The following is an 11,769-nucleotide window of genomic DNA, read 5'->3' as shown; positions in this document are numbered from 1 at the left end:
CTGCGGATGAACTCGCCCTGCCAAATTCATCCCCTGATTGCTCAAAGTTGGCGATCGCGACTGCCCAAGCACATCGTCTTTGCTGCCAATGAAGGCTATCGCCCCGGACGAGTCAACTTTGCGGTGCGCTCTAATAGCGCCAATGTTCTGGAATTCCTTCGCTCCATTCAGATCTCAGATGGCGAGGGCAGCTACGGACACGGACACGACCAAGCCTCTGGGGGCAGTCTGCCGTACGATCGCTGGAATGAGCTTCTCAGCAAGCTCGGCTTCCCAGAAACTAGTTTTATCAGCCGCTGATCCCAATTCCGAATTCCGAACTCCGAATTAATATCCGATGGAGCTTGAATTTACCACGTGACTCGGCTGCTTAACCGCGCCAGGAGTTTAGCTCCAACGCCAGGAACCTGATCCAAATCGGCTAACGACGTGAACCGTTGGCGCTGACGGGCAGCCATGATACGCTGGGCGAGCCCTGGTCCCACTCCCGGCAGCGCTGTCAGTTCTTCCAGGGTTGCCGTATTCAGATTGACCTGACTCTGCGCTGACGATGCAGCCGGGATTGCGGCTTCTGGCAAGACCGAACGATCGGAACGCGGCAATGAACACTCAGACGGCTGTGCGTCAATCTTCTTCTGCAACGCAGGGGGGATGCCTAAAATTGCGCTGTCGTAGAGGCGATCGAACTCCCGCTGGTAGTGGGCGGCAACGATCGGGCTGTGGACGACGAGAACGGTTTCGTCGTTGCCCGTGTTAGCGGCGGCGGTCCAATTATGCGACCCTGTGATCACAATTTTTCCGTCAACAACGCCAAATTTGTGATGCAGCAAATCTCCAGGCGGCAATCGTGGCACCCCGATCGTCGTAATGGGCGAGGACCAAGGGCGGTTGTTCGACTCCGGTTGACAGCGCTCCTTCAAAGAAACTCCCAACATGTCCAGCGCTTCGCTATAAGACCGATAGGCAAACCCAGGGTCGATCAGCCCCCGAATCTTGACGCCCTTTCCAGGTAGCGGCTCTAGTAGATTCACCAATGGCTGCTCGGAGAACACAAACAGCGCTAGCTCGATCGACGTTGTTGCCGTGCTCAACGTTCTGCCGATTAAGCCGTTGCTGCTGCGGCTCCAGGGAACAGCTTTGGCAGCAGGGGAAAACTGGAGTTCTACCAGCGTAGAGCCAACACGAACCTGCTGCGCTGGACGAAAGGGCTTTTTGGTGCCAAATCGGCTGTCTGGCTTTTTACCTGGACCATCGCCCCACATGACGTTGAACTCTTGAGTAAACAGCGCCGCCAATTCCGGGCTGTCAATTTTCAGCAGATTGTTCGCATTGCCCAGGCTGCTAACGGCTTTGAAGTCTCCGTGTACATCGCTCGTTGTGAAGTTTGATGACGTAACAATGAGATGTTTATTATCTACAACAACAAACTTATGGTGCATAAGATTGCTTCCGGCAGAGCCATCAGCGGTATCATCAAGACGGGGAACACGCGCCTGATCCAGCATCACCAGGGCATCTCCCTGATTGATTTCCTCCTGGCTCAGTTGACCGTTTTCATCACGATCGATCAGCCGTCGAGCTTCGTCGTAGCGTCCGCGTTCCCGCTCTGGAAGTGCGGCAGTTTCGGCGGTGGAATACGTGCTGAACGGACGAGAGTACGTGTTTTCTAGAATGACGCGCACGCGAACCCCAGCCTTTTGCCGTTCCACAAGGGCATTGGCAATTTTGGGCAAGCGCAATTCTTGTACCGCGACATCTACAGTTGATTGTGCGGTTGCGATCGCGTCAACCATGGTTTGTTCTAAATCGTCACCCGATCGCGCTTGATTTCGATACGGTTCTGTATAGGTAGAGGCAGGTTCGTGGTTGGTGTAGACCTGAATGCGGTCTTCTTGCGGCAGCGGAGTCGGACGAGTCGATTGCGATTGCGCAGTTTGACAGCCAGTCAAGCCTAGCGCTAGCAGTCCTAAAAGAAGTCGATGATGCACGGTGAGTATTAAATCATACAATGGGGCAGACGCTAGCCTGTGTGGCTCTGTCCATTACTAGAGTGCCCAGTGTCGGAGTGCGATGACCGTGAGGTTCACGATCGTGCTCACCTTAGGAGGGGACCGAGGTTCCCACTAGAGGCTGATTGAACCGTGTTCTCAGACCTCTAAAGTAGACTTATTAGTTCAGTACATCCATATTAAATAAGGCGTTTAGATTTTCATGCAGTTAGGACGCTCCGAGTTGGTAAAAACGATCGAAGCTAGCATTTTTGCACTGAGTCTGATTCTTTTAGCGCTGGTACATTCCTCTCCGGGTTACTCAAATTTACCGCTGAGTACCAGCAGAATAGGCGATTCGCTAATTGGCGCTTCCGTTCAGCCCTAGTCTTGTAAATCTGAATGCTGCCTGTGGGATTCCGCTCATCTGGTAGAATTCAGAAGGTTTCTATCACTTTGACTAATGGGATCGACGCAGGCACGGATTGCGATTGATGCAATGGGCGGGGACAATGCCCCCGCCGAAATTGTTACGGGAGCACTCAGAGCGCGAGAAGAGCTGGGAGTTGAAGTGTTGCTGGTTGGCGATCCAGCGCAAATCAGCGCTTCAGTTTCTCAGTCCAGCAGTTTGTCGTCTTTAGAGATTGTGCCTGCAGAAGGCACGATCGAAATGGGCGAGGAACCGCTGGGTGCCCTTCGCCGCAAACCCAAAGCGTCCATTAATGTGGCGATGGATTTGGTGAAGCAGCGACGGGCAGACGCTGTGGTTTCAGCGGGACATTCGGGAGCGGCAATGGCGGCGGCACTGCTACGGTTAGGGCGGCTGCCCGGAATTGACCGTCCGGCGATCGGAGCCGTTCTGCCGACGATGGTTCCTGGTAAACCCGTCATTATTCTGGATGTCGGCGCAAATGTGGATTGTCGCCCCAAGTTCTTGGAGCAGTTCGCTTTTATGGGAACGGTGTACTCTCAGTACGTTCTGGGAAATTCCGAGCCCAAGGTCGGCTTGCTAAATATCGGGGAAGAGCCAAGCAAGGGTAACGAACTGGCTCTGCGAACCCATCAACTGCTTCAGGATAATCCGCAAATTCCGTTTATTGGCAACGCTGAAGGGCGGGATGTGCTGTCGGGCGACTTTGATGTGATTGTCTGCGACGGTTTTGTCGGCAATATTCTGCTGAAGTTTGCCGAAGCGGTCGGAGAGGTAGCGCTGCAAATTTTGCGCGAAGAACTGCCACGCGGTGCACGCGGTAAGCTAGGTGTGTCGCTGTTAAAGCCAAATCTGCGGCGAATTAAGCAGCGCATGGATCATGCTGAACACGGCGGTGGCTTGCTGCTCGGTGTTGCGGGCGTGTGCATTATCAGCCACGGCAGTTCTCAGGCTCCTACGATTTTTAATGCGGTGCGGCTGGCACGCGAGGCGATCGACAATCAGGTACTGGAACGTATATCGGTCGTCAGCAGCCATGTAGCGGGTGGCTGATCGCTAAACGGAGAAGGATTTTGAGTCAATCAGGAATTGGGATTGCAGTGACGGGGAGTGGTTCAGCCGTTCCGATCCACTCCCTCGACAATGACAAGCTAAGTCAAATTGTGGACACGTCGGATGAATGGATTGCTGCTCGGACGGGCATTCGCTCCCGACGATTGGCAACTCCGGAGGAGTCGCTCACGACCATTGCAAGTCAAGCGGCACAAGGCGCGATCGCCATGGCAGGCTTGACGCCAATGGATGTGGACTTAATTATTTTGGCAACGTCCACAGCGGATGATTTGTTTGGCAGCGCCTGTCAGATTCAGGCAGAGCTGGGAGCACAGAAAGCCGTGGCGTTTGATTTGACGGCTGCCTGCTCTGGATTTGTCTTTGGGCTGGTTACGGCAGCGCAGTTTATTCGCACGGGCGCGTATCGCACGGTTCTTCTGATTGGTGCCGATGTGCTGTCGCGCTGGGTGGACTGGTCCGATCGCCGCACCTGTATTTTATTTGGGGATGGAGCAGGGGCTGTGGTGATTCAAGCGAACGATCGCGATCGGCTGCTGGGGTTTGAACTTCGCAGCGACGGCACTCAGAATCAGTACCTCAACCTTGCCTGTCAACCTCAGCCGTACGATTTGCTAGAGGATCTGACGATCGGGCGCGGCAGCTTTCAGCCAATCACCATGAACGGTCAGGAAGTGTACCGATTTGCTGTGCGGCGGGTGCCAGAAGTCATCGAAAAAGCGCTGTTTCGCGCTAATCTCACCGTCGAGGACGTAGATTGGCTGCTGCTGCACCAGGCAAATCAGCGGATTTTAGACGCCGTGGGTGAGCGCCTACACATTCCGGCTGAAAAAATCATCAGCAACCTTGCCAGCTACGGAAACACGTCCGCTGCCTCGATTCCGCTAGCGCTGGATGAGGTGGTGCGATCGGGCAAAATTCAGCCGGGCGATACGATCGCGGCCTCTGGCTTTGGGGCAGGACTCACATGGGGAGCTGCTGTGTTTCAGTGGGGTAGATAAGCAGCGTTTGGAATTCTGACCGCTGATTCAATCGACAATCTGCTTAGCCCAAAACCTAAAATTTATTATCCAAATTTATCGCTATGAAGACAGCATGGGTCTTTCCAGGACAAGGATCGCAGGCGATCGGCATGGGCAGTGATTTACTGGACCTGCCGGAAGCTCAGACAAGATTTGAGCAGGCAGCGCAAATTTTGGGATGGTCGGTCCCAGAGGTGTGTCAGCATCCAGACGATAAGGTATCACGCACGCTCTACACGCAGCCCTGCCTGTATGTGATTGAAAGTATTTTGGTGGATTTACTACGATCGCGCGGACAGCAGCCTGACCTCGTTGCTGGGCACAGCTTGGGTGAGTACGTGGCGCTTTACGCCGCAGATGTGTTTGACTTTGCAGTCGGTCTGCAACTCGTACAGCGCCGCGCGGAACTTATGGATGGAGCATCGGACGGTATGATGGCAGCGCTGCTAGGCTTCGATGCCGACCAGCTTGCAGAGCAGCTTCGGCAGAGTTCCAATGTGGTGCTGGCAAACGACAATAACTCCGGACAGGTTGTAGTGTCAGGCACTCCAACAGCGGTCGAAGCGCTACTGGGCAACGTCAAGGCAAAACGCGCCGTCAAGCTGAACGTTAGTGGAGCGTTTCACTCACCACTGATGGCGACGGCAGCCGCAGAATTTGAGACCTTATTGCAGACGATTGAGTTTCGTTCTGCTCAAGTCCCCATTCTGTCTAATGCTGACCCAGTACCAACTACCGACAGCGCAGAGATTAAATCTCGCCTGAGTCGCCAGATGACAGGAACGGTTCGCTGGCGAGAAATTTCGCTGCGCTTGCCGGAAGAAGGCGTCGATCGCGTTGTCGAGGTTGGTCCTGGCAAAGTTCTCACAGGCATTATTAAGCGTACTTGTCCAGGTTTAACGCTAGAGAACGTTGGAACCGTCGCCGAACTGCCTCAGTAGGAAGCATTGTGTGGCACTAAATATGCTAGGTGGAACAATGGACCTAATCGCCATTGTTCCACTTAGTTTCACTTAGCTAAACAACACGCTAGCAAAGTGTGTCGGGGGGATTATAAGATCAGCGATCGCTTCGCCAGATCGAACCGATAGCCGTGGGGCAGAATGTGCAATTTCGCGCCACCAATAGCTAAGGGTTCATCCTTGAGGAGTTCATGAATGTTGGTATGAGTAATCTCTGACACGTCAATTACTGTAATTGCGCCTGCACCAATCACCTCAATTTCGTTTCCGTTTACGGCGATCGCGGTGTTTTCATCAATTCCAAAGCCCAGTACAACTGGTTGCTGAGACACCGCAGACAGCAAGCGTCCCAAGCGTCCCCGCTGCGCGAAGTGCTGGTCGATTACCACTCCCGGCAGGAAACCCATGCCGCGATCCATTTTCGCTACGTCAATGCTGGGATTCGTTTCTGCCTCGCCTTCCACGATCATCATGTCTGGCATCATTGCGGCTCCAGCACTGGTTCCGGCAATCACCAACCCCTGACTGTAGCGTTTGTGCAGCACCGAGTCGAGTTCGGTGTCTTTCAGGTATTCGGTGATTCGCGCCTGATTACCACCCGTAAAGAAAACACCCGTTGCATGCTCGATCGCCTCGATCGCACCGGGGTCACTCGCATCGTCTCGCTTCGCCGTGTCTACCACCTTTACATCTTCCACACCCAAACGGCGGAAGATATTCATGTAGTCTTCTCCAACTTCTCCCGGCAGTCCCGTTGCAACGGTCATAACCACCAGTCTTGCTTGCAGCCCACCAGAACGACGAACAAACTCGCGGAGAATAACACAGTCTCCTTCCTTCTCCTCAGCGCCGCCAATAATTACTAGCTGTCCATGAATTTCTTGTGGAGCAGACTCACTCGTCGCTTCTGGAGTTTGCTGTGCGTTCATCTCGGTTGATGTCATAGCCCTTGCGTCATATTGATATTTCAATCATTCCTGACAATGTGAAAGAAAGTACCGTCCAAACGGTAGAAATCAATACAAAATCAAATGCTTTTGTGATGCAATCAAACTAGCTGGGTAAATCCTTGACAGTAGTATTCGAGCTAGTTTGCCAGACACTTTGCCGTACGATCGGTCTTAATCTGATTCAGCAATTAAGCGATCTAAAAAAGCGCGAGCATGCTCTAGCGGTAAATGTCTGGGTTTACCTTCAATTACAATTTGATATTCATTGTCGTACTCACTATCACCGTAGCCAGAAATTAAGTGTTTATGAAAAGCTTGTTCTGCAAGTTTTTGAACTTCATCTCTGAGAGCAACAGTTGCGTTTGACATGGTTGCTATCTCCCGAATGACTACTGCCAGCCTAGCTCAATGTCGTTGTTGAGACAATCGTTCAGAGGGGGGATCGCAGCAGCTCGATCGAAAGACGGAGGCGGCAGCGAAGCGTTACCTTCGATAGAGGAAATCCGCCTTACCCCGATCTATTCTAATGGCGCAATCTTGAAGTGCGACTCTAACCGTGATTTCAGAGCCAGCTACCGATCTTATTCGTGTGAATGCCCGTCGAACCGATGCATTTGACCTATTTAACTTTGGAGAGTACATAGGTCCAAATCCGTATTTAAACACGGGCGCATTTGTTTTTGACTTTGCGTTGACCCAGTTCAGCGACCCACTGCCGCTGGATAACTATGTGCAGGCAATCAGCCATCGCTATCCGCATTTTCTGAACGATACGTTCGAGTCTTATGCGCAGCTGTTTGCCCGTACGGTTTCGGAAACTGGCAGGCTGGATATGGATTTGCATCTCGATCGCTGGAGCCTGACGCCCCGTGAGAAGTGCGTCCGCATTGCGATTGAAAGTCTGCACACCCGTACGAGTCGTGCCGTCGCCTATAGCGTTTGGGACTGGTTTGAAGCCATCACTCAGGGAAAATCATTTCGGCTCGACAACCAGCTAGAAATGCTGCAAGACCTGTTTCGGCGATCGATTTATGGCGGTCCTACCATTTATGCGCTGCTGCGAACGGCTCACGACAGAAGCATTCCTGCGTTTTATCTGTGGGATGAAGGCTTGATGCAGTACGGCTATGGCAAGAAGCAGGTGCGCGGAGTTGCCACCACGTTTGATACCGATAGCCATCTAGATTCCGATTTCACGACGCGCAAAGACGACTGCAAAGCATTTTTGGGCAGCTTAGGCTTCCCGGTGCCAAAAGGGAGCGTAGTTGTTTCACTCGACGAAGCGCTTTCTGAAGCTCGGCGCATTGGCTACCCTGTTGCCATCAAGCCCGTAGACGGGCACAAAGGAATTGGTGTTACAGCGGATGTACAGGACGCCGAAGAATTAGAGCGGGCGTACGATCGCTCCGTTGCCGCGATCCCCGAAAACCAGTCCGTGCGCATCATTGTAGAGTCGAGCTTGTCTGGGAAAGACTACCGCCTGCTCTGCGTCAATGGTCGATTTGTGGCAGCAACGGAGCGCCAGCCTGCGTCGATCGTGGGAGATGGAGAATCCACCGTACAGGAATTGATCGATCGCGAGAACCAATCGCCTGCCCGTACAGACACACCCACGTCGCCGCTGGGAAAAATCAAGACCGACGAGTCAATGATGCTGTACTTAGAGGAGCAGCGGCTGTCGTTAGAAAGCGTGATAGAGCAGGGGCGCAAGGTATTTTTACGGAAGGTTGCCAATCTATCCGCAGGTGGGCTGAGCATTGATGCGACTCCACAGGTTCATCCGGATACGATTATTCTGGCGCAAGATGTGGCACAGCAGTTTCGTTTGACCTGTCTGGGTATTGATGTAATTGCTCAGGACATCTCGAAATCCTGGAGAGAAAGCAGCTTTGGAATCATCGAAATTAATGCGGCTCCAGGAATTTTCATGCACCTGAAGCCAACTGTCGGCGAAACGGTTGACGTTACTTCCCGCATTTTGGAGACATTTTTTGAATCCAGCGCGAGCGCTCGAATCCCGATCGTTACGTTCAACCGAGTCTCGGTAGAAGATTTACTAGAACTGATAGACCGATTGCTGGAGCATCACCCTGAATGGACGATCGGCGCGGTTTGTCGAGAGGGGGTTTTCGTGAATCGGTCTGAAAAGAACCTCAGCCGTGACTACAACGCGAATGTGTTGAATCTGCTGCGGAATCGAAAGCTAGATCTGCTGATTGCGGAATACAGCGAAGACGTGCTGGAAAAAGAGGGGATGTTCTACTACGGCAGCAACTTGGTTGTGCTGGATGAACCCAGCGAAACCGAGAAGGTTTTGACGCGGGATGCGCTCGATCGCTCGACTGTGGTCATTAAGCATAACAACACTGTCACGATCCAGCGCGAAGGGCTGATGGAGCAGTATTCCCTCGGACCCAATGAGGCATTCCAGCGCGTGTACCTGAAAGAGCTAGCAACGCTGCTGTAAGGTTCAGGATTCACCGCCGCCCACAACTTTATCCCGGAACAATTTACCCGCACTAAATGCGGGTACTTTGGTTGCTGGAATCTTGATTGGCTGTCCTGTTGAAGGGTTGCGTCCTTCACGGGCTTGGCGTTCTCTCGCTTCAAAGGTGCCGAAGCCGACCAGCGTTACTTTATCGCCCGCTGCTACAGCATCTAAAATCACATCCAGCATTGCGGTTAAGACCACATCCGCGTCTTTTTTGGTGACATTTGCCTTTGACGCAATTTGATCGATCAATTCGCCCTTATTCATTGCCTTATAATTCTCGTAATCGCTGCTGTGATTATACTTGAGGCGTTTGAAAGTGCAAGAGTTTTCTTGAATTTATCGAAAATTAGTCACGAACAGTCGAAGGAGATCGCTTAGTTCATCCAATTACAACATGAATGCGCGAAGGCTCAGACGATCGCCTGAGCCTTCAAAGCTAGAAGCCAGCGTGATTTAGTTGATACTTAGTCGATCGTCGGTGCCTGCTTTGCCTGCATCGACATAGACAATTTCGCTTCTAAGGGATTCTGCTGTGCCAGCGTTTCTAGCGAATGTCGTAGCCTCGCGGTTAGCTGAAGCGTCTTCGCATCGTAAATCTGCGTCAGCATTTTCGGATACACGCCGATGCCAATAATCGGAATCAGCAGCGCCGCAATAATGAAGACCTCACGCGGCTCTGCATCGACCAGAACTTCGTGAGAGGTAAGCTCCTTGTTTTCCGGCCCATAGAAAATTTCCCGCAGCATCGACAGCAAATAGATTGGTGTCAGAATTACGCCGACCGCCGCCAGCAGCACGACCAAGATCCGGAATGGCAGCGCGTATGCGTCACTTGTGGCAAAGCCAACAAACACCATTATTTCCGCCACAAAGCCACTCATTCCGGGCAGCGCTAGAGAGGCAAGCGAGCAAGCCGTAAACATCGAGAAGATTTTAGGCATCTTCTGACCAATACCGCCCATTTCGTCCAGCATCAGGGTGTGGGTGCGATCGTACGTCGCCCCTACCAGGAAGAACAGGCTCGCCCCAATTAAGCCGTGGGATACCATCTGCAGCACCGCACCGCTCAGTCCCAAATCTGTAAATGAGGCAATTCCAATTAGCACAAAGCCCATGTGCGAAATTGACGAATAGGCGATCTTACGCTTCAGGTTGCGCTGGGCAAACGAGGTTAGCGCGGCATAGATGATATTCACAACGCCCAAAATTACCAGGGCGGGTGCAACTGTCGCATGAGCAGCAGGCAGCATTTCCGCGTTCATGCGAATCAGCGCGTAGCCGCCCATCTTCAGTAGAATTCCTGCCAGCAGCATGTGGACTGGGGCAGTCGCTTCTCCATGAGCGTCCGGCAGCCACGTATGCAGTGGAATGATCGGCAACTTAATCGCGTAGGCGATCAGGAAGCCTGAGTAGAGCCAGAGTTGCAGAACTAGCGGGAAGTTTTTGTCGGCAAGCGATCGCATGTCAAAGGTAACCGTATCGCCGTAAAACGCCATTGCTAGCGCCGCCACCAGAATAAACAGCGACCCGCCTGCCGTGTAAAGAATGAACTTGGTCGCCGCATACTGACGCTTCTTGCCACCCCAAATCGCCAGCAGCAAATACACCGGAATTAGCTCTAGCTCCCACGCCAGGAAAAACACCAGCATGTCTTGTACAGCAAATACAGCGATTTGTCCGCCGTACATTGCCAACATCAGGAAGTAGAACAGACGCGGCTTAAGCGTCACGGGCCAAGAGGCAAGAATTGCCAGCGTCGTAATGAATCCTGTCAGCAGAATCAGCGGCATTGACAAGCCATCGGCACCAACCGACCAGCGCAAGTCAAGCTGAGGAATCCACGAGTAGCTTTCGAACAGTTGTAGGTCCGAGCTAGAAAAATCGTAGTAGGTGTAGAAGGCGTAGACAAGGATGGCAAAGTCGATCAGCCCTACGGTTAAAGCAAACCATCGGATCGTTTTGCCATCTTTATCAGGCAGAAACGGAACAACGAGTGAGGCAACAAGCGGCAGCATAATGCTTGTCGTCAGCCAGGGAAAATCAGCAGTCAGCATTTTGTCAGAGCTAGTTGTTAATGGTTGATTGTTAGTCGTAATTCGTCGGCGATTAGTCAGTAAATAGGCAAGTTAGAACCTGGAGCGACGGCATTATTGGTGTTAGCTGCTAAAAAGTTTATCCAGGCCATACCGCTAACTGCTCATCACTAACAACTTCTTAAGGAGTCCTTAGTGATTAGGTCTTGGAAGCATAGATTAAATAAAGTAAGACAGCCGCCTCAGCTATCCGAGATAGGCAGAGCACCTATCCCATAGTTGCACTTTACTTAATCCAGCCTTAGCGATTAGCCAAGAAGAGGCTGTGATGGCTAATCGCTGACAACTAACGACTTCCACTCATCAAGTCACACCGGAGAAGATCACTAGACCCAGCACCGCTGCAAACACAATTAGTGCGTAGAACTGCGCCCGACCATTCTCGAAGTACTTCAGCACTTCTCCTGTTAGCAGCGTTGCCAACCCTGTCAGATTGACTACGCCATCCACAACTTTGTAGTCCACTTCCAAAACCTGCCGTGCTAATCGGCGGCTGCCCAATACGAAGACGTTGTAGTAAATGTCGTCGAAGTACCACTTGTTCTTCGACAGGCTGTACAAACTGGAGATCTTGGCAGCGATCGCTGCTGGATCGATCTTGTGCCGCAGGTACATGTAGGACGCCAGCGTAATCCCAATCAGTGCAATACCGACCGAGCTACCCCCCATAATCAAGAACTCGGTTAGCGACTCTTGACCCGCCTCAGCCGCTAGCTGCACGGACTCTCTTGGCGCATGAATAAACTCTTCGAAGTAGTT

The 11,769-nt window shown here is 52.3% G+C and carries 10 protein-coding genes and 1 pseudogene; 5 read left to right on the top strand and 6 right to left on the bottom strand.

Annotation, left to right across the window (positions count from 1 at the left end):
* The coding region (locus tag H6F43_RS19185; protein ID WP_190344456.1) for a DHH family phosphoesterase at nt 1–300 on the top strand (300 nt) is incomplete at its 5' end.
* 50 nt (nt 301–350) lie between these two features.
* Here H6F43_RS19185 and H6F43_RS19180 read toward each other — a convergent pair.
* Nucleotides 351–1,988 (bottom strand): phospholipase D-like domain-containing protein, encoded by a 1,638-nt coding sequence (locus H6F43_RS19180; protein ID WP_347272443.1) that lies wholly within the window; start codon nt 1,986–1,988, stop codon nt 351–353.
* 463 nt (nt 1,989–2,451) lie between these two features.
* Between H6F43_RS19180 and plsX the strand changes: the two genes are divergently transcribed.
* The 3 genes from plsX (at nt 2,452) to fabD (ending at nt 5,452) form a co-directional block, all read left to right on the top strand.
* Nucleotides 2,452–3,471 (top strand): phosphate acyltransferase PlsX, encoded by a 1,020-nt coding sequence (gene plsX / locus H6F43_RS19175; RefSeq protein WP_190344454.1) that lies wholly within the window; start codon nt 2,452–2,454, stop codon nt 3,469–3,471.
* A 20-nt stretch (nt 3,472–3,491) separates the two neighbouring features.
* Nucleotides 3,492–4,490 carry a beta-ketoacyl-ACP synthase 3 gene (locus H6F43_RS19170; RefSeq protein ID WP_190344452.1) on the top strand — a complete coding sequence of 333 codons (999 nt, stop codon included), beginning with the start codon at nt 3,492–3,494 and terminating at the stop codon, nt 4,488–4,490.
* Nucleotides 4,491–4,573: 83 nt separating this feature from the next.
* Nucleotides 4,574–5,452, top strand: a complete 879-nt coding sequence (gene fabD, locus H6F43_RS19165) for an ACP S-malonyltransferase (RefSeq protein ID WP_190344450.1) — start codon at nt 4,574–4,576, stop codon at nt 5,450–5,452.
* A gap of 110 nt (nt 5,453–5,562) precedes the next feature.
* Here the strand turns inward: fabD and H6F43_RS19160 are convergent, their stop codons facing one another.
* Both H6F43_RS19160 and H6F43_RS19155 read right to left on the bottom strand, forming a co-directional pair.
* On the bottom strand, nt 5,563–6,402 hold the full coding sequence (locus H6F43_RS19160) for a cyanophycinase (protein ID WP_190344457.1): 840 nt from the start codon (nt 6,400–6,402) through the stop codon (nt 5,563–5,565).
* Between the two features lie 192 nt (nt 6,403–6,594).
* Entirely contained in the window at nt 6,595–6,792 is a 198-nt protein-coding gene (locus tag H6F43_RS19155) for a hypothetical protein (protein WP_190344448.1), read from the bottom strand.
* A gap of 187 nt (nt 6,793–6,979) precedes the next feature.
* Here H6F43_RS19155 and H6F43_RS19150 point away from each other — a divergent pair, with 187 nt between their 5' ends.
* Complete coding sequence (locus H6F43_RS19150; protein ID WP_190344446.1) at nt 6,980–8,890, top strand: cyanophycin synthetase; 1,911 nt, start codon at nt 6,980–6,982, stop codon at nt 8,888–8,890.
* A 3-nt stretch (nt 8,891–8,893) separates the two neighbouring features.
* On the opposite strand, the gene H6F43_RS19145 is transcribed toward H6F43_RS19150, so the two are convergent.
* The 3 genes and pseudogenes from H6F43_RS19145 to H6F43_RS19135 all read right to left on the bottom strand — a co-directional run.
* The gene (locus H6F43_RS19145) at nt 8,894–9,181 is read right to left on the bottom strand and encodes an HU family DNA-binding protein (RefSeq protein WP_190344444.1); all 288 of its coding nucleotides are present in this window, start codon (nt 9,179–9,181) and stop codon (nt 8,894–8,896) included.
* 200 nt (nt 9,182–9,381) lie between these two features.
* Nucleotides 9,382–10,971 (bottom strand): photosynthetic/respiratory NAD(P)H-quinone oxidoreductase subunit D1, encoded by a 1,590-nt coding sequence (gene ndhD1, locus H6F43_RS19140; RefSeq protein ID WP_190344443.1) that lies wholly within the window; start codon nt 10,969–10,971, stop codon nt 9,382–9,384.
* A 342-nt stretch (nt 10,972–11,313) separates the two neighbouring features.
* Nucleotides 11,314–11,769, bottom strand: a pseudogene (locus H6F43_RS19135) (NAD(P)H-quinone oxidoreductase subunit F); the annotation flags it as partial.

This window comes from Leptolyngbya sp. FACHB-36, from assembly GCF_014695955.1.
Classification (GTDB): Bacteria; Cyanobacteriota; Cyanobacteriia; order Leptolyngbyales; family Leptolyngbyaceae; genus FACHB-36.
This window is presented reverse-complemented; position numbering and strand designations above follow the sequence as displayed.

What these genes read in the sequence shown, in the direction of transcription:
- plsX (WP_190344454.1), top strand. Translation starts at nt 2,452, where the DNA reads ATGGGATCGACGCAGGCACGGATTGCGATTGATGCAATGGGCGGGGAC.
- fabD (WP_190344450.1), top strand. Translation starts at nt 4,574, where the DNA reads ATGAAGACAGCATGGGTCTTTCCAGGACAAGGATCGCAGGCGATCGGC.
- H6F43_RS19160 (WP_190344457.1), bottom strand. Translation starts at nt 6,402, where the DNA reads ATGAACGCACAGCAAACTCCAGAAGCGACGAGTGAGTCTGCTCCACAA.
- H6F43_RS19155 (WP_190344448.1), bottom strand. Translation starts at nt 6,792, where the DNA reads ATGTCAAACGCAACTGTTGCTCTCAGAGATGAAGTTCAAAAACTTGCA.
- H6F43_RS19145 (WP_190344444.1), bottom strand. Translation starts at nt 9,181, where the DNA reads ATGAATAAGGGCGAATTGATCGATCAAATTGCGTCAAAGGCAAATGTC.
- ndhD1 (WP_190344443.1), bottom strand. Translation starts at nt 10,971, where the DNA reads ATGCTGACTGCTGATTTTCCCTGGCTGACGACAAGCATTATGCTGCCG.